The organism is Corallococcus praedator (genome assembly GCF_003612125.1).
GTDB lineage: Bacteria > Myxococcota > Myxococcia > Myxococcales > Myxococcaceae > Corallococcus > Corallococcus praedator.
The window spans coordinates 1-16,307 of record NZ_RAWI01000209.1 but is presented as its reverse complement, the minus strand read 5'-3'; the positions used below and the strand labels follow the sequence as shown (position 1 = coordinate 16,307).

Sequence of the window (16,307 nt, the reverse complement as noted above, 5' to 3'; positions counted from 1 at the left end):
CGGGGGTGGTGTACGTGACGGACGCGCTGCAATCCAAGAAGGTGCGCGTGGCGCTCGATGTGCCGGGTGCGGAATCGCCGCGCATCGTGTATCCGGCGGCAGCGCTGACGCAGGGCAAGTCGCCGAAGGGAGGGCTGGCGTTCGTGCGCTTCCTCCGGACGGATGTCGCGTGGGCCGAGTTCCGGAAGCGGGGGTTCCAGGCGGTGAGGCGGGTCACGCCGGGGAGGGTGGAACCGAGGTCCGTGCCTGATGCGGGGCCGGTGCCGGACGCGGGCGTGACGCGAGCGCCGAAGGGGCAGCGTTCGCCGTGATGGAGGAGGGGCTGACCGGGCTGGTCCTGTTCACGGTGGCGGTGGCGGCGCTGTCCACGGCGCTCATCCTGGTGCCGGGCGTGGCGGCGGCGTACGCGCTGGCGCGCTGGAAGGGGCCGGGGCGGGGCGTGATGGAGACGGTGCTGGCGCTGCCGCTGGTGCTGCCTCCGACGGCGGTGGGCCTGGTGCTGCTGGAGCTGCTGGCGCGGGACTCGGTGCTGGGTCGGATGCTGGACGCGGTGGGCGTGGAGGTGGTGTTCACGCCCAAGGCGGTGGTGCTGGCGAGCGCGGTGATGGCGTTCCCGCTGCTGGTGCGCTCCGCGCGCGCGGGCTTCGAGGAAGTGGATCCAAGACTGGTGGCGGTGGCGCGCACGTTGGGGAGCACGCGCACGCAGGCCTTCTTCCGGGTGACGTTGCCGCTCGCATGGCGCGGGGTGCTCACGGGCGCGCTGCTCGCGTTCTCCCGGGCGCTGGGCGAGTTCGGCGCGACGGTGCTGGTCGCGGGCAACATCCCGGGGCGCACGCAGACGCTGTCGCTGGCCATCTTCCATCGCACGCAGACAGGCCAGGACGCGGAGGCGCTGAAGCTCGCGGGGGTGGCGGTGGTGCTCGCGTTCGGGGTCATGTACGTGACGGAGGCCGTGACGCGGCGGCGCGGCGCGCGAGGACTCGCGTGACGGTTCATGTCTCCGCGATGCGGAAGCCCACGGAAGGCACGCGCCCGTGATGAAACTGTCGCTGCGCCTCCCGCTGGCGCGCTTCACGCTGAAGGTCGAGGCACGGTTCACCTCCGCCTCCGTGGCGGTGCTGGGGCGTTCAGGTTCCGGGAAGACCTCGCTGCTGGAAGTGCTCGCGGGCCTGCGGCGTGGCGCGACGGGGCGCGTGGTGGTGGACGAGCGCGTGCTGCTGGACAGCGACAGGGGCGTGGACGTGCCTCCCGAGTCCCGACGCATGGGCTACGTGCCCCAGGACGCGCTGCTCTTCCCGCACCTCACCGCCGGGCAGAACGTGCGCTTCGGTGCACGCCCCGGGCGACCGTCGCGCGTGGATGAAGCGGTGCACCTGCTGGAATTGGAACCGCTGCTGCATCGCTACCCGGTCACGCTGTCGGGAGGAGAGAAGCAGCGCGTCGCCCTGGCCCGCGCGCTCGCCACGGACCCCGCGCTGCTGCTGCTGGATGAGCCGCTGGCCGCGCTGGACATCGCATTGAAGGAACGCGTGTTGCCCTACCTGCTGCGCGTGCGTGACGAGGCCCGCGTGCCCTTGCTGTACGTCACCCATCAACTGGGCGAAGCGCGGGTGCTGGCCCACGAAGCCCTGCTCCTGGACGGCGGCGCGGTGCGAGCCGTCGGACCAGCGGACACGGTGCTGGGAACGACGGCGCGCGGACTGCTCACCGGCGAGCCCGAGGAGAACATCCTGGAAGGCACGCTGGAGCATCCCAAGGCCGGAGGCACGCGGCTGCGCATCAACGAAGGACTGTCGCTCTGGGTGCCAGAGGCGCCAGACGTTCCCGCGGGAACCAAGGCCACCTACGCGGTGCCGGCGGAAGACATCCTCCTGTCCACGGGACCGCTGACCGGCGTCTCCGCGCGCAACGTGTTGGAAGGCACCGTGGCGAAGGTGGAGGACGCAGGCTCAGGCGAGTGTGCGACCCAGGTGGACGTGGCGGGAGTGCGCTGGGTGGTGCGCCTCACGCACGCCGCCGTGCGCGAGCTGTCCATCGCGCCGGGCCTGCGCGTGTACCTCGCGGTGAAGTCAGCTTCCTGCCGCCGGCTCGTAGGAAGGGCCTGACCGCAGACTGTCACACTCCCAGCACGAACACTCCTTGGTCAGATGCATCGGGCCGGGCAGCCCCGTGTTGATGCGGTATGACGCCCGCGCAACTGCACACGCTCGACTGAGAGTTCTCCGAGTACTTGGACGCGACGACCGTAGGAATGTGGCGCACGGAGCGCCGGCGCGCACTGGGCGGTTACGTCACAGGCCTCCTGCTGGACGGAGAGCGCAAAAGCATCGAGCCCATGGCGGCACGACTGGCCCAGGCCCCCGCGCAGACGGAAGCCCTGTGCCAACCACTGCTGCAGTGCATGTCCGGCGCGGCCTGGGGACGCCCAGGTGCGCTGCCGGCTCATGCAGAAGTTAGTGACCCAGGAGGAGTTCTTGTGCCATCGCTTCGCTGATGGGCGCCCCCGTCAACAGTTCGGCGAACAGATACTGCCCGGCAGGATTGACTTCGAGGAAGACGTACTCCCCTTCAGGGGTTTGCCGCATGTCGATTGCGCCGTAGGTCAGCCCAAGTTCTCGCAGCAGAAGCAGAACAGATGCTTCAATGCTGGGTTCAAGCTCAAAGAGTTCGAACGCCACTGAATGATCGAAGCGCCAGTCCAGGGTCGACTGGCCGCTCTGGGAGTCGATGCGAACGGCGAACACCCGGTTCCCGACGACCGTCACGCGAATGTCGAATCTGGCGTCGATGAACTCCTGGAAGATCGCTGGACAGTTGGACAGGCTGTCAAGCCGGGCCATGTCTTCATCCGAGAGAAAGCGGGTCGCTGTATTCTCGTGAGCGGTCTCTCCCATTGCCTTGTAGATCGTTCTCCGAAACCGCTCCCTGAACTGACGCACTTGAGTGGCGTCGTTCGTCATCAGTGTTGCCGGAGTACGCAGTCCGAGCTTGTTCGCAAGCGCCATCTGTAAGGCCTTGCGGTTGGCGAACCACTGCTTCGACGGCAGGTTGATCCACCTGGAGGCGCAGGCTGCTTCAAGAGAGAAGATGAAGGATTGCCACTCTTGGTGCTTGAACCAGGTCTCGGGATTGCCGTCAGGACGACCGAGCGGATTCTCTGGACGTCGCCACCAGATCGCCTTGGCGCGGTCAAGTTCGAGGTGCGTATCGCCTACCCGGAGGGTCGACGTGTATGCATGATTGCCATGAATCGACAGTGCGTCGTTCTTGATGAGGTGCCGCAGGGAAGCCAGCGCCACCGTGCCGCCACCGTGTTTGAGATGCGTGATGACCGCATGTGCATGCAGGTCATTCATCGGAGCGAAGATGATGACATCGCAGCGGGAGATTTGCATGTCACATGGCGTGGTGAAAGGGTTTGTTAGAAGTCGGTGTCCGTGTCGGGCTTGGTCGTCCCGCCATCCGCACCCTCATCGCTTGTGCCTGAGGACCCAGCAGCGCCTACGATTCCACCGCCAGTGAATGCGGTGGGATCCGAGCAGATATCAGGGTTGAACCCCAATCGACGGCTGAGCTGCCTCTCAAGGCGTCGAAGTTGCATTTCGCCACGAAATCCACCCTCGGTGACAGGGAGCTTTCCGGTGGCGATTGAGAAGATCTGGCGCACGTCGTCACTCGTCATGGGCGGAGACGAGCTCCCCGAAGCGGGGCCAGAAGACACGCGCCAGGGCCTGATTTCATAGAACATCGATTCTTCCTTCAAGGCGACCCGTATGGGCTTGCCGGCGGCACGCATGTCCTCCGGGACGCAGTGGGCGCCCTCCCAGGGACCCAACTTCAGGATACTGTCACGAGGAATCATCCAGGTTCCTTGCGGGTCGGCGATGTAGACCGCGTCCTCTTCTTCTCGAACCAGGAGTCCGGCGAACTCAATGCCTTGCATTTTTCCGGCTTGAAATGATGTGAGGGATTCGAGGTCGCCACGGGCCAGTTTCTTGCCTTTGGGATCCATGGGTTCTCCTTGATGAAAAGACATGCGCTGCCGGGGGAGCGGGCGCATGGGGGACGCGTGCTGCCTACAGGGAGCTGAATCTGCCGATGGGGGTGTTCCCTTCATTTGTGAAGCTGTGCCCTGGGGTCTGTGATGACAACTGCAGGCCCAGGGGCCATGGATTGAATGAGGCGGATGGGCGCAAGGGGACATGCAGCCAATGTCCTTGTCGTCGACCTGCTGTCCGACCCTTGGGTGCCGGAAGATGCACGAGCGGCGCCCCGGGCGCTCTGAATGCCCAGCAGGTCGCTTTGGAGCGGCGCGGTGAGTGCCGCCGAGGTCGTTCGTGGGCCTGCTCCATGTAACCGGGCTACTCCCATCCGCCGTACTTCCCCGACGCCAATTGCATCGAGCGCGTGGGGCTGGACCTGCATGCCAACGTCACCCGCAACCCCCGCTGCCGCACCATGAGCCGGCTGATGGACCGCGTGCCCCCCTGCATGGCTGTGTGCAAGCTCAGCGCACGGCCGGTCCACGCCTGCGTCGGGCCGATCTCCGCCGGGCCGCCTGAGCCCGTGGGAGAATCGTGATTGTTCGTTGAGTCCTTACGCACACAAGGCCGAACGGAGCGGGTCCCTGCCACTTCCCCACCCGGCCAGCGCATGCCTACCCACAGGCCGGTCGAGAATCGCGCTCCGTTGACTGTTACGCTCCCAGCAGGAGAAGTGGGATGGAGCTGGAGGCTTACGCGTACGTCGGGCCCGAGGCGATTCGCCGCGCCGTGGTGTCACATCCTGTCGGCGCATCCATCCGCTCGGCGGAGGAACTCGACCGCTGGCTGCACGGCCACCCGGAGGCGGTTCACGAGGGAACGACCTACGTCGTGGACCTGTCGGGGTGCCTCCGGCTGGCGCCGCGTCGGTCCGAGCACGTGGCCTGCGCGGGCGGCGAGGAGGTGCTGGCGGCAGGAGAGCTTCACTTCCGGAGGACAGCGCGGGGTTGGGACGTCGCGGAGGTCTCGAACCAGTCGACCGGGTATTGCCCGGACACCTCCTGCTGGCCGGCGGTGGCTCACGCCCTGTCCAGAGCGGGCCTCGGTGGGCGCACGGGCTTCACCCACGAGATTGTCTTCCGGCGCTGTTCGCGCTGCGGTGAGCTCAACCTGGTGAAGGAGCAGTGGTTCGTCTGCGCCTTCTGCGAAGCGGACCTGCCAGCCCGATGGAACGTCGCCCCGAGCCGGCGCGTGAGCGTGACCGACGCGCCGTAGCTTCCACTCAACGCTTCGTCCCCACCTTCTTCGCCCCACCGCGTCCCGCTGGCTTCGCGTGGTAGCCCTCCACGAGCATCCCCAGCGAATGGGCCAGGGACATCGCCGTCTCATTGGGCACGCGGGTGTCCTTCAGCTTGTTGCGCGCGGGGTCGAGCTGAAGGCCCGTCGCCCCGGTGAAGTCGGTCCGGGTCAGCGTGCAGCCGCGAAAGTTGCTGCCGGTGAGGTCCGCTCCGGTGAAGTCCGCGTCCGTCAGGTCCGTGTCGAAGAAGTTCGCCTCCCGGGCCACGCAGCGCACGAACGACGTCTGCCGCAGGCCCAGCCCCACGAACGAGCTGTAGGGCAGGCTGCACTCCTCGAACATCACCTCGGGGTTCGACGCCACGCCCGTCCAGTCAATGCCCATCAGCTTCGAGCCCTCGAAGCGCACGTCCCGCAGTCGGATGGCGTTGAAGTTCGCGCGCGTGAGGTTGCAGCCCCGGAAGACACACGCCTCCAGGAGGCTGTCCTTCCACCGGCCCTCCTGCAACTGGCAGTCCTGGAAGGTGCACCGGTAGAACTCCTTGCCGCTCAGGTCGACGCCCTGGAGGTCCAGCTCTCCAAACGTCTCCCGCTCGAACGAGTCCTCATCCTTGAACCGCCGCAGCAACGCGGCCACCTTGTCCTCTTCCACGGTCACGGAAAGCACGGTCCTTCCTGGCGGGGATGCCGGGTGCGCGGCACGCCTTATACCGGGCGCCCGGCGACGTCGCAGCCCGCATGAAGCCGTCCGTCACGCGGTGCCGGTGTGCAGGGTGTGCTCCAACCAGTCGAAGACGCGCTCATCGCGCAGCGCCATCGCCGCGGGCTCGCAGTGCCAACTGGCGCCCTCGTCCTCGGTGAACCGGGAGAGCGTGGAGGACCCCAACGCGGTGTGCAGTTCCTCCGACTGTCCCGGCCAGAACTGCTCGTGGTCGGGCGAGGTGATCAGCACGGGGCACTCAATCTTCGCGAGCGTCTCCGCATCGAGCCGCATGGCCTCCGCCGCCTTGAACGCCTCGAACGGGGATTGCGTTCCGTAGGGAGCCATGCGCCACATCAACCCGGCCTGCTCCGAGGGCGACTGTCTCAGGCCCATCGCCAGATACCCGTCGAACGCCTCCTGCTCGTTGGCATCGAGCAGCAGCTTCAGCTCCGGGGGCAGGTGCGCGGTCCACGAATCCCCCACCCTCAACACCCCGGGGTCCGCGATCGCGGCGGCGATCCGGTGCTCGAACGCGACCGCGCGAGGCACCATGTAGCCGGCCTGACTCACCCCCTGGAGCACGATGCGTCGCGGATCCACGTCGGGCCAGGTGAGCAGCCAGTCCACCACGGGCGTGATGACCCGCTCCCAGTCAGGCCGGAACGCCAGCTTCTGCCGGTGCAGCGCGGCGCCCTGTCCCGGACCGTCGAAGGCGAGCGCATTCCAGCCCCTCTCCAAGGCCGCCGCGCCGCCGTCCTTCCACATGGAGGTCACCGGCCCGTCGCTGCCGTTGTTCAGGATGAGCGTCGGCCGGGGGGCCGCGCTCCGGTGCGCCGGACGGAAGAAATAGCCTTCCAGTCGGGTGCCTTCATACGGGATGGCCACCCGCTCCACGGGGGGCTCGAAGCGCGTGGTGGCCTCATCCCAGCACTCGCGGTGACGCCGCCACAGCGTGCTGAAGCGCTCGGGATCCGACGTGCCGGGCGCACAGGACGAGGCCTCGTCGAAATAGGTGCTCGCGCGCAGATACGCGGAGCGGGCGCTGATGTGATGTCTGGCGACGGCGCTGGCGTGGGCCTGTTCCTCCAGTCGCTCCGCCAACGCGGTGAACTCCCGCACCCACGCTTCCCGGTCCCCGTCCGGAATCCTGTCGAGCGTGACGAGGACCTCTCCCACGTCCGACAGGCCCCGGTAGGAGGCTCCGAGCAGGCTCAGGCGGGCGAACTCGAACCCCTCATCCTCGAAGTAGCGCTTCATCCCCGAAGGGTGGCAATCCGCCCCGACGAAGAGGAGTGGCGATGCCTGCTCCTTCCCGCACCCTGCGCTCGGCTCCCCCCACGAACCGCCAGCTGCCCCGGGCAACATGGCCGGTTGCCTGAAGACGCACCGCGAGGACCCGGGCCCGCGACAGGGGCACCGGATCCTCCCGGCTTCAAACTACTTCGCCACCAGCACCAGCGTGCCCCGGCCGCACAGGCCATAGGTCGCGTTCTCGCCGCCCATATCGTCCGCGGTGCCCGGGTTGAGCAGCACCTGGCTGGCGCCCCGGCTCTCAATCCACGAACAGGTGTCCGTCACGCGGTACCACTTCCGGCCCGTGCCCGGCCACGGCAGGGTGAACGTCACGTTGCCGGACCAGCCGTTGTAGGCGACGTAGATGGCGCCCACCGTCTCCCCGGAGAACTCCGTCGCGTCGATGCGGTAGGCCAGCGCGTGGTTGCCCGCGTCGTCGAAGTACGCCGCGTTGGGCACCGTGCCGTCCGGCTTGAACCAGCGGTGCTGCTCCATCACGTTCCCGTTGGTGTCCGAGCCGCTGTAGAAGTTGGCCGGACGCAGCGCCGGGTGCGCCTTGCGGAACGCGATGAGGCCCTGGGTGAACGCGCGGAAGTTGGACTGGTCCGTGCTCCACGAATAGTTCAGCCAGTTCTGGTTCGAATCCAGGTTGTAGACGTTGTTGTTGCAATTCTGCGAGCGCAGGAACTCATCGCCGCCCGTCATCATGGGCACGCCCGCGCTCAGCATCATGAACGCGATGCCGTTGCGCGCGGCCTGTCGCTGGGCGGTCGCGACGCCACCCTGGTCCCAGCTGTGGTTGCTGTCCTCGCCGCCGTCGGACGGGCCGTAGGGCCACGCCTGGTTGTTGTTCTTGCTGTTGCACGAGTACAGGTCCTTCAGGGTCATGCCGTCGTGGGCCACCATGAAGTTCACCGACGCGCCCGGCTTGCGGCCGTCATCCCCATACAGGTCCGACGAGCCCGTGAAGCGCGTGGCCAACTGCCCCGGCGTCACCGCCTCCCCGCCCATCTGGTTCTGGTCCTTGCGGAAGGTGTCGCGGAAGATGCCGTTCCACTCCTTCCACTTCGCCGGGAAGTTGCCCACCTGGTAGGAGTTGCCGCCAATGGCCCAGGGCTCCGCGATGAAGTCCGTGCCCGCGCCGCCCGCGTCCGGACGGGGGTCCAACAGGGTGACGATTTTATTGAGCGCCGTGCCCGCGTTGTCGCGGTCGTAGTTGAAGCCGCCGTGCTCCACGGTGTTGCCCAGCACCGACGCCAGGTCGAAGCGGAAGCCGTCCACGCCCAGCGTGTCCTTCCAGTACGACAGCGAATGGAGGATGACGTTCTGGGCCGTGGGGTTGAACGTGTTGAAGTTGCCGCCCACGCCGGTGTTGTCCCAGTTGAACTGCTTGTCCGCCGTGAGGCTGTAGTACGTGGGGTTGTCCAGGCCCCGGTACGTCATGACGTTGTACGTGCTGGAGTTGCCGCTGATCCACGCGCCGCCTTCGCCCGTGTGGTTGTAGACCACGTCCACCAGCACCTTGATGCCCGCGTCGTGGAAGGCCTTCACCATCGCCTTGAACTCGCGCGTGGGGCCGCCCGCGGACTTGTCGCACGCATAGCGGCGGTCCGGCGCGAAGTAGCTGAGGTTCATGTACCCCCAGTAGTTGTCGCCCGTGGTGCTGGGGGACTGTCCGGTGGGCACGTAGTCGTTGTTGTCGTTGTCCGTCTCGTGCAGCGGCAGGAACTCCACCGCCGTGACGCCCAGCGCCGCCAGCGCCGCGGCCTTCTGGCCCGCCGTCTTGTAGGTGCCCAGGCAGTTGGCATCCAGCCCGGAGCCGGTGTCCTGCTTCGTCAGGCCGCGCAGGTGCACCTCATAGACGACGTCGTCCTTGAAGGCGCGCGTGGGCTTGGTGCCGGTGGCGGTGGCGTCCGGGGGCAGCACGATGCCCTTGGGGGCGCGCGCGCCGCTGTCCTTGTAGCGGTGCAACGGGCCGGAGGCGAACACCGTGGCGTCCTGGGAGGTGGACAGGGCGTTGACCGGGTCGTGGCTCAGCTCCAGCGCGTACGGGTCCCACAGGAGCTTGTTCGGGTTGAAGCGGTTGCCCTGGGCGTCCACGTCGGAGATGAAGCCCACCGTGTTGTTCGCCTTCGTCCAGGCCGCGTCGTAGGGCCAGTTGGGCCCCCACGCCCGGTAGCCGTAGTAGACGGGCCCGGTGATGTTGTTGGTGGCGTTCTTCAGCGTGGCGACGGAGACGGACTTGGACCAGATGTTGGTCGCGGTGTCCTTCACCATCACGTACTTCAAGACCTCCTGCGCACCCAGGGGCGTCTTGTAGATCCACACCTCGATGCGCGTAGCGCGCGAGGAGAACACGCGGAAGTCGATGTTGGCCTGCGTGGCGTCGTACTTCGCGCCCAGGGTCCAGGTGAGCAGCTCCTGCTCCTGCTGGGCCGTGTCCGCGATGGCGGGCGCTTCAGGGGGAACTGCTTCGTCCGGCGTGTCCGATGCGGCGCAGGAGACCATCGCCGAAGCGAGGCCCGCGGCGAGGAGGGGCTGCCACCGCGAGAGCCAGGGGCTCCGGCGGTGACGACGAGGAGGGGTCATCATGGATGTGGCTCCAGACGCGGCAAGCGAGGGCAAGCCCGCCGGGCCCGCGACTGCCCGGGGCCATTCGGTTCAGCACCCCGGTGACGTCCAAGTCAACCGCCTGCCTCCCCGCGGATGTCGTCCGTGCGTCATCAGCCTCCACCGGCCTTGGCCCGGTGCGTCAGGGAAGGGGTACCTTGAGCTCACCGGAGATGATGCGGGCGCGGAGCGCGTCCAGCGTGCGCAGCGCCTCTTCCTTCCCCGGGAAGTCCAGCCGCACGGGGGACAGGGCAATGCCCCCTTCTTTCAGCCCCAGGGAGAGATTGCCGCCCTGGAGGCGTCCCTGACGCTGGTCGCGGATGGCCTCGTACACCACCAGGTCCACGCGCTTGATGACGGCGGAGAGCACCGCCCGGGGCGCCAGGTGTGACGGGTCTGAATCCACGCCAATGACATACACGGGCTGTCCCGCGTCGCGCGCCTCCTTCACGGCCTGGATGGCGCCCAGCCCATCCACGCCCGCGGCGGCGAAGAGGACGTCCGTGTTCTTGAGCAGCAGGTCCTGTCCCACCTGCTTGCCCAGGGCGAAGTCGGTGAAGCTGCCGGTGTAGTTGACGAGCACGGTGGCCTTTGGATTCGTCGCGGCCACGCCCGCCCGGAAGCCGGCCTCGTAGCGCTGCACGAGGGGAATCTTCATGCCGCCCACCATTCCCACCTGGCCCGTCTTCGTCACCAGTCCGGCCAGGGCTCCCGCGAGGAAGCAGCCCTCCTCCTCGCGGAAGATGACGGTGCGCACGTTGGGGAGGGTGAGCGCACGGCCCTGCGCGTCCAGGAGCGGGCTGTCCACCAGGAGGAAGGGCAGCTTCGGGTTGCGCCGGGCCACCTGCTCCACCGCGTTCTCCAGCATGAAGCCCACGCCCATCGCCAGGGACACCTGCTGGTCGGCCAGCAGCTGGAGGTTGGGCTCGTAGTCCTCGGCCACCCGGCTCTGGAGGACGACGGGGGTGATGCCCAGCGGGGCCAGCTCCGGGGCGCGTGCGCCCAGGTCGGCTCCCAGCGAGGACAGGCGCTCAGGGGTGGACGCCGCCTCGTAGCCGGCCTTCTCGTACTTCACTCCCGCCGCCCAGAGCTCCAGTCCCCGCAGCGCGGAGTCGTTGAAGGCATGGTCGCCACGGCCGCCCAGTCCCAGGACGAGCCCGACGGTGGACGTGTCGCCGGAAGGCCGCGCCTCCGTGACGGGGGGCGTCGTGGAGGGCTGCTCCTTCTTGCAACCCGGGGAGGCCGCCAGCAGGCACAGGGCGAGGCAGAGGATGTGTCGGGACGGGCTCATGTCATCGCCGTGTCTACCACGCCGCCGCCACCGCTTCCGGAACGCGACGCCGATGGCAACGGCAATCCCAACCCTGCGACGGAGGCGTGTTCGCGGTCCGCGGTCAGGTGACGCGGGCCTGGCCGTTCTCGCTTTCACGCTGCTGCGAACGGACCCATCTGCGGGAGGCATGGAGTCCGCGCAGCACGCCCCGCAGGGAGGGTTGCTGACTGGCCAGGAGGAGCAGGTAGCTCCACACCGAGCTGCCGCGACGGTTCAGCAGGGCATGGGCGAACGGCGTCGTGCTCTGGTCGATGTAGCTGGGGACGTTCTCGAACCACTCGGAGCTGCTGCGCGCCGCGAGCTGGATGGCGACCAGGGCGGCGCGCCGCTCTTCGTCATACGCCTGGAGCGCGGTGGGCAGGTGCGCGTGTTCCCGCAGTTGCCGGGCCAGCGAGATGGCATCCTGGATGGCCAGCTTCGTCCCCGAGCCAATCGAGAAGTGGGTGGTGTGGGCCGCGTCACCCATGAGCGCGACCTTGCCGTGGTACCAGCGCTCGTTGGTGATGCGCTTGAAGTGGAGCCACGGCGCCTTGCCCAGCCCGCGCAGCTGGTTGAACAGGGAGTGGCCCACGAGCTGGCGCTTGAAGATGCCTTCCAGTTTCCGGAGGGTTTCGTCCGGCCCCATCGTGTCGAAGCCCAACGCGTCCCAGGTCGCCTGCTGGCACTCGACGATGCAGGTGCTGGTCTCGTTGTTGAAGCGGTAGGCGTGGAACCAGAGCCAGCCGGCGGAGGTCTCCTCGAAGGCGAAGGTGAAGGCGTCGAAGACCTTGTTGGTCCCCAGCCAGATGTACTTGTTCTTGCCCTCCTCCAACCGGGGCTGGAAGTGGCTGGCGTGCTGCTGGCGGAGCCGGCTGTTGACGCCATCGCAGGCGACGATGAGGTCCGCGTCCGCGAACGCGGACAGGTCCTGGACGTCGTACTGGTAGCGGATCTCCACCCCGAGCCCCTTTGCCCTCCGGGTGAGGATTTCGAGCAGGCGGTCGCGTCCCAGGCTGAAGCCATACGCGCCAATGCGGGCCGCCGTCTCGCCGCGGAGGTGCACCTCCTGGGTGTCCCAGCGGCACGCTTCCGCGTCGATCTCCCGCGCGCTCACGGGGTCATTGCGTTGGAGGTCGCGGAGCAGGTCATCCCAGAACACGACGCCCCAGCCATACGTCACGCCCGGCGCGTTGCGCTCGAGGACGGTGACGTCGTGCTGGCTGTTGGACAGCTTGGCCAGGATGGAGAAATACAGCCCCGCAGGGCCACCGCCGACACATGCGATCTTCATGTCATTCCCCCACCCCGGCATGAGCCCCACCCTCGGCGGGACCTGACGGACATGGGGCGCATGCTACGGCTCCATCCCTGGGGAGGATGCTGTCTGAAAGCGCGAGCCTGCATTCCTGACAGGACAGAGGGAGGTGGTGGGGCTGCCTACCAGTACAGCTCACCTGTCGATTCGCCGGTCTCGGAGTTCATCTCCGGGCAGATGCCGGGGAGGACTTCTTTCTTCAGCGAACGGAACTGGCCTGCCTCGATGACGAAATCCTGAAGGGCACAGGCGTCGGGTTCGCCCCAGGCGCTGGCCCTCCAGAGGGCGCGCAGTACCAGACTGTCTGGGCGGAAGGCGAGCTGGAGCAATGGGGTGTCTTCGCCGCCCGCGGGCAGGGGCAGGACGTGGCCATTCGTCGCGTCCATGGCGCACTGCGTGGGGCCACTGTTGGCGGGGCTGGCGGGAGCTTCTGTTAGCTTGGTCGCACTGTCTCCTCCTGCTCCCAGAACCCTGCTCATGACCGAACCTGCTTCTTCGCGGAACTCCGCAGCCGCTCCGCTTCAGTCCGACCCCGCTGGGGCGCGGGCCCTGCTCCGGTGCACTGCCTGTCAGCTTCCGATTGTCCGAGCCTACTTCCAGGTGAATGACCGCCTGATGTGCCCGAAATGTCGGAAGGAGGTGGAGGCGGCGAGCACAGGAGGTTCGAAGGCGCTGCGTGTCCTGAAGGCGGGAGCGTTTGGCTTTGGCGCGGCCATCGCCGGGGTGGCGGTGTATTGCGGGGTGGGCCTGACGGGCTACAACATGGGCCTCCTCCTCATCCTGGTGGGATGGATGGTGGGCACCGCCGTGTTCAAGGGCTCGGAGGGCCGCGGAGGGCTCGTCTACCAGGTGCTCGCGGTGCTGTTGACGTATCTGGCGCTGGGAGCCGCGCGCGTGCCGGAGGTGAAAGCACGCAGCAAGGCGGAGTCCGAGAGTCGGCCCCGCCGCGTGAGTTCGCGTGTGTTCGACAGGGCCCATGACAGCCCCATCCATCAGTTCTTTTCGCCAGACATGGGGGATGCGATGTCCCGCGAGGAGGTCCTGGTCATCGAGATCCTCAACACCTCGACGCTCGTCGTGCGGGGCCCTGCCTACGAGGCCACGCAGCGTCCCGTGTCAGGGCTCCTCTATGGTTTCGCGCTGTACGTGGCGTGGCGCCGCAACAGGCGTGCGGTGTTGAGCGTGGTCGGTCCGTTCCAGTGGGCCGGCGTGTCCCCTGCGCCCGGAAGCTGATTCGAACGTTCGTTTCCTCGAACTTCGCCCGTGCTGAACATGTGATAGCAGTCGGGCAGGATCGCTGTATGCACGCTCCAGGGGGAAGCAGCATGAAACATTGGACGCTCGGGTGGATGCTCGTCGTGATGGCTGGGATGGTGGCGGGATGTCCCGCTTCCGATATCGACACCGGCACCGATGCGGGGAACGACGCAGGCGTTGACGCGGGTATCGATGCAGGCCTTGACGCCGGTATCGACGGAGGTGCTGATGGCGGCCTCGATGACGGCACGTGCACCCTGGATGCGGACTGTCTTGCTTCGGAGCTCTGTCATCCCACCGCGAAGGTATGTGTGCGGACCTGCATGAGCAGCATGGACTGTCCGGACACCGCGAAGACCTGCGACGTGCTGAGCCCCTCGGACTCCCGGAAGGTGTGCCAGTGCTCGACGGATGTCCTGTGCAACGCCGACGAGGGCACCTCCGACCGGGTGTGCTCGATCCCGGACGCGGTGTGCATCCCGAGGTGCACCGCGGACGAAGCGTGCGGTGAGGGGCAGCGCTGCGATACCGCGTCGGGGCACTGCAAGGTGAGGGGCGACACCGGCGCTGCCTGCACGGGCGAAGGACAGTCGAACTGCGACTACGGCACGCACTTCTGCAGCTCGAACGTGTGCACGCCGCTCTGGCAGCCCCAGTGCCTGAACTACGAGAACTTCCCGAACAAGGACATGCTGGGCACCACGGGCCCCATCCTCTACGCCGCCCGTCGGGTGAGCGTCTCGACGGACACGGTCCTCTGCGGAACGGCGACGCCCAAGCTCGTGAAGGTGGCGTTCTCGGCGTATTCCAGCGTGCCCTTCCCGATGACCAAGGGGGACTTGAATGGCTTCTTCCGGGTGCTGGTGGCGGGCACGGTCCGGGAAGGAACCCAGGACGTGCGTGGCGCTGACTACACCGTGACGGGAGACAACCGGGAGCGTGCCGAGCTGATTGTCAGCCTCTGCACCGAAGCGACGGCGACCACCCTCTCGACGGCCTACTACTTCACGGGCGGCAACTTCCTCTGCTTCCAGGCCAACTTCTGAGCTTCTGGCCCAGGACGGGCTCGGACCTTGTCGGGTTCGGCCCTGTCCCGGGGTGATGCGTTACATCCCGGGGAAGGCCTTCATCCGGTGTGTCGTGCGGATCGCTACAGCGTGGGGGCCGGCAGGTCGAGCCCCAGCAGCAGGCCGCCGGTGAGCTCCAGGGTGGGGGGGGCCACCATGGCGTGCTGGGTGGCGACGTGGACGTCCCGGAAGCAGCGCTGGAGGGGGCTTGAGCGGAAGACAGCGCTGCCGCCCGCGGCCTCGTACAAGCCATCCACGGCGCGCGCGGCGCCGCGGGTGGCGTGTGTCATCGCCAATCGCAGCTCGGCGCGGGAGTGGAGGGAGACGGGGCCCCGCGTGGACTCGTCGTAGAGGGCGTTGAGGGCCTCCAGGACGAAGGCGCGTGCGGAGCGCACGGTGGCCTCGGCGACGGCGACGGCTTCCTGGGCCGCGGGGCGCGCGGCCAGCTGGCGGCGCTCCAGCACCAGCGTCTTCTGGTGGGACAGCGCGATGAACTCGTCGATGGCGCGGCGGGCGATGCCCAGCGCCACCGCCGGGATTCCCATTCCCAGCAGGCCGAAGGGGAAGCCGTAGAGGGGCGCGTTGACGCGCCGCGGGCCGAAGAGCGAGAAGACATACGCCTCTGGCACGAAGAGGTCCTTCACCTCCATGTCCAGGCTGCCCGTGCCGCACAGGCCGGACGCGAACCAGGTGTCGTGCAGCACCACGCTCTGGGCCGGGAAGAAGCACAGGCGCGTCTCGGGGATCCCCTCGGCCACCATGAGGGGCTTGCCACCCTCCGTCACCACCGCGCCTCCCACCAGCCATTGGCTGTGCTGCCCGCCGCTCACCCAGGACCAGCGCCCCGTGACGCGGTAGCCGCCCTCGACACGCTCGGCGCGGCCGATGGGCGCCGCCATGCCGCCAGTGATGGCGTCCGGCGCGCCGTATACGGCCTGGGCCACGGGCTCGGGCAGCCACGCGGACGTCAGCGCGGTGGAGGCGCCAATCATCACGCACCAGCCCGTGGCGCCGTCCGCCTTCGCCAGCGCTTCGATGATCCGGAAGGACAGGGCCGGGTGCAGCTCCAGCCCGCCCAGCGACAGCGGAATCATCATCCGGAAGAAGCCTTCCCGGGCCAGCTCCGCGGCCAGGTCCGGTGGCAGCCTGCGGGCGTTCTCGATTTCGTCGGAGCGCGCGGACAGGCGGGGGAACAGTGCCTGGGCGGTGGTGAGCAGCGGGTGCACGGGGGGCGTGAGGTCCGTCATGCGGGGAGCCTAAGTAGGTCGCCAGAAGTTCTCTAACAAATCGCGTAGCCAGAAGCCCTCGGCGAGGCAGCCCGCCTTGCGGAGGGCGTCCTGGGCCGAAAGGCCCAGCACCCAGCGGATGGCGGCGCCGACGTGCTGCTCGACCGTGGGGTACTGACGGTTGGCGGAAACGCGTTGCTTCAGGGGGCGCCACAGATGATCCATGCAGTTGAGTTCTGAGCGCT

Annotated in this window: 16 protein-coding genes and 1 pseudogene; 7 read left to right on the top strand and 10 right to left on the bottom strand. The window is 67.7% G+C overall.

Features of this window, described 5'->3' with window-relative positions; genetic code table 11:
* From D7Y13_RS24520 to D7Y13_RS47170, 4 genes and pseudogenes are all read left to right on the top strand, one after another.
* Positions 1–311, top strand: a 311-nt coding sequence (locus D7Y13_RS24520) for a molybdate ABC transporter substrate-binding protein (RefSeq protein WP_158626166.1), incomplete at its 5' end; no start/stop codon positions are given.
* Positions 311–988: a molybdate ABC transporter permease subunit gene (modB, locus tag D7Y13_RS24515; protein WP_120585148.1), complete on the top strand. Its 678-nt coding sequence runs from the start codon at positions 311–313 to the stop codon at positions 986–988. The genes D7Y13_RS24520 and modB, both read left to right, overlap by 1 nt.
* Before the next feature lie 49 nt (positions 989–1,037).
* Complete coding sequence (modC, locus tag D7Y13_RS24510) at positions 1,038–2,105, top strand: molybdenum ABC transporter ATP-binding protein (protein ID WP_120585149.1); 1,068 nt, start codon at positions 1,038–1,040, stop codon at positions 2,103–2,105.
* A 146-nt stretch (positions 2,106–2,251) separates the two neighbouring features.
* A pseudogene (locus D7Y13_RS47170) lies at positions 2,252–2,456 on the top strand (transposase); the annotation flags it as partial.
* Here D7Y13_RS47170 and D7Y13_RS45305 read toward each other — a convergent pair.
* Both D7Y13_RS45305 and D7Y13_RS24495 read right to left on the bottom strand, forming a co-directional pair.
* Positions 2,454–3,395 carry an MvdC/MvdD family ATP grasp protein gene (locus D7Y13_RS45305; RefSeq protein WP_147444442.1) on the bottom strand — a complete coding sequence of 314 codons (942 nt, stop codon included), beginning with the start codon at positions 3,393–3,395 and terminating at the stop codon, positions 2,454–2,456. The pseudogene D7Y13_RS47170 and the gene D7Y13_RS45305 sit on opposite strands and share 3 nt — an antisense overlap.
* A 26-nt stretch (positions 3,396–3,421) precedes the next feature.
* Entirely contained in the window at positions 3,422–4,012 is a 591-nt protein-coding gene (locus D7Y13_RS24495) for a hypothetical protein (RefSeq protein WP_147444443.1), read from the bottom strand.
* 709 nt (positions 4,013–4,721) lie between these two features.
* On the opposite strand from D7Y13_RS24495, the gene D7Y13_RS24490 reads away from it, so the two are divergent.
* Positions 4,722–5,258, top strand: coding sequence for a hypothetical protein (locus tag D7Y13_RS24490; RefSeq protein WP_120585152.1), 537 nt, complete (start codon positions 4,722–4,724; stop codon positions 5,256–5,258).
* Between the two features lie 7 nt (positions 5,259–5,265).
* On the opposite strand, the gene D7Y13_RS24485 is transcribed toward D7Y13_RS24490, so the two are convergent.
* From D7Y13_RS24485 to D7Y13_RS24460, 6 genes are all read right to left on the bottom strand, one after another.
* Entirely contained in the window at positions 5,266–5,946 is a 681-nt protein-coding gene (locus D7Y13_RS24485) for a pentapeptide repeat-containing protein (RefSeq protein ID WP_233595822.1), read from the bottom strand.
* 84 nt (positions 5,947–6,030) lie between these two features.
* On the bottom strand, positions 6,031–7,239 hold the full coding sequence (locus tag D7Y13_RS24480) for an alpha/beta hydrolase family protein (RefSeq protein ID WP_120537237.1): 1,209 nt from the start codon (positions 7,237–7,239) through the stop codon (positions 6,031–6,033).
* A gap of 180 nt (positions 7,240–7,419) precedes the next feature.
* The gene (locus D7Y13_RS24475; RefSeq protein WP_120585153.1) at positions 7,420–9,867 is read right to left on the bottom strand and encodes an isoamylase; all 2,448 of its coding nucleotides are present in this window, start codon (positions 9,865–9,867) and stop codon (positions 7,420–7,422) included.
* Between the two features lie 160 nt (positions 9,868–10,027).
* Positions 10,028–11,176, bottom strand: coding sequence for a BMP family lipoprotein (locus D7Y13_RS24470; protein ID WP_120585154.1), 1,149 nt, complete (start codon positions 11,174–11,176; stop codon positions 10,028–10,030).
* 103 nt (positions 11,177–11,279) lie between these two features.
* On the bottom strand, positions 11,280–12,488 hold the full coding sequence (locus D7Y13_RS24465) for an FAD-dependent monooxygenase (protein ID WP_120585155.1): 1,209 nt from the start codon (positions 12,486–12,488) through the stop codon (positions 11,280–11,282).
* A gap of 146 nt (positions 12,489–12,634) precedes the next feature.
* On the bottom strand, positions 12,635–12,898 hold the full coding sequence (locus D7Y13_RS24460) for a hypothetical protein (protein WP_120585156.1): 264 nt from the start codon (positions 12,896–12,898) through the stop codon (positions 12,635–12,637).
* 229 nt (positions 12,899–13,127) lie between these two features.
* Here D7Y13_RS24460 and D7Y13_RS24455 point away from each other — a divergent pair, with 229 nt between their 5' ends.
* Together D7Y13_RS24455 and D7Y13_RS24450 are read left to right on the top strand one after the other, a co-directional pair.
* Positions 13,128–13,745 carry a hypothetical protein gene (locus D7Y13_RS24455; protein ID WP_120630788.1) on the top strand — a complete coding sequence of 206 codons (618 nt, stop codon included), beginning with the start codon at positions 13,128–13,130 and terminating at the stop codon, positions 13,743–13,745.
* 347 nt (positions 13,746–14,092) lie between these two features.
* Complete coding sequence (locus D7Y13_RS24450; protein WP_120630787.1) at positions 14,093–14,815, top strand: hypothetical protein; 723 nt, start codon at positions 14,093–14,095, stop codon at positions 14,813–14,815.
* Positions 14,816–14,919: 104 nt separating this feature from the next.
* Here the strand turns inward: D7Y13_RS24450 and D7Y13_RS24445 are convergent, their stop codons facing one another.
* Positions 14,920–16,083 (bottom strand): acyl-CoA dehydrogenase family protein, encoded by a 1,164-nt coding sequence (locus D7Y13_RS24445; RefSeq protein ID WP_120585159.1) that lies wholly within the window; start codon positions 16,081–16,083, stop codon positions 14,920–14,922.
* A 9-nt stretch (positions 16,084–16,092) separates the two neighbouring features.
* On the bottom strand, positions 16,093–16,307 hold a 215-nt coding region (locus D7Y13_RS24440), incomplete at its 5' end, for a hypothetical protein (protein ID WP_439329238.1).

What these genes read in the sequence shown, in the direction of transcription:
- modB (WP_120585148.1), top strand. Translation starts at nt 311, where the DNA reads ATGGAGGAGGGGCTGACCGGGCTGGTCCTGTTCACGGTGGCGGTGGCG.
- modC (WP_120585149.1), top strand. Translation starts at nt 1,038, where the DNA reads ATGAAACTGTCGCTGCGCCTCCCGCTGGCGCGCTTCACGCTGAAGGTC.
- D7Y13_RS45305 (WP_147444442.1), bottom strand. Translation starts at nt 3,395, where the DNA reads ATGCAAATCTCCCGCTGCGATGTCATCATCTTCGCTCCGATGAATGAC.
- D7Y13_RS24495 (WP_147444443.1), bottom strand. Translation starts at nt 4,012, where the DNA reads ATGGATCCCAAAGGCAAGAAACTGGCCCGTGGCGACCTCGAATCCCTC.
- D7Y13_RS24490 (WP_120585152.1), top strand. Translation starts at nt 4,722, where the DNA reads ATGGAGCTGGAGGCTTACGCGTACGTCGGGCCCGAGGCGATTCGCCGC.
- D7Y13_RS24480 (WP_120537237.1), bottom strand. Translation starts at nt 7,239, where the DNA reads ATGAAGCGCTACTTCGAGGATGAGGGGTTCGAGTTCGCCCGCCTGAGC.
- D7Y13_RS24475 (WP_120585153.1), bottom strand. Translation starts at nt 9,867, where the DNA reads ATGATGACCCCTCCTCGTCGTCACCGCCGGAGCCCCTGGCTCTCGCGG.
- D7Y13_RS24470 (WP_120585154.1), bottom strand. Translation starts at nt 11,176, where the DNA reads ATGAGCCCGTCCCGACACATCCTCTGCCTCGCCCTGTGCCTGCTGGCG.
- D7Y13_RS24465 (WP_120585155.1), bottom strand. Translation starts at nt 12,488, where the DNA reads ATGAAGATCGCATGTGTCGGCGGTGGCCCTGCGGGGCTGTATTTCTCC.
- D7Y13_RS24460 (WP_120585156.1), bottom strand. Translation starts at nt 12,898, where the DNA reads ATGGACGCGACGAATGGCCACGTCCTGCCCCTGCCCGCGGGCGGCGAA.
- D7Y13_RS24455 (WP_120630788.1), top strand. Translation starts at nt 13,128, where the DNA reads ATGTGCCCGAAATGTCGGAAGGAGGTGGAGGCGGCGAGCACAGGAGGT.
- D7Y13_RS24450 (WP_120630787.1), top strand. Translation starts at nt 14,093, where the DNA reads ATGAGCAGCATGGACTGTCCGGACACCGCGAAGACCTGCGACGTGCTG.
- D7Y13_RS24445 (WP_120585159.1), bottom strand. Translation starts at nt 16,083, where the DNA reads ATGACGGACCTCACGCCCCCCGTGCACCCGCTGCTCACCACCGCCCAG.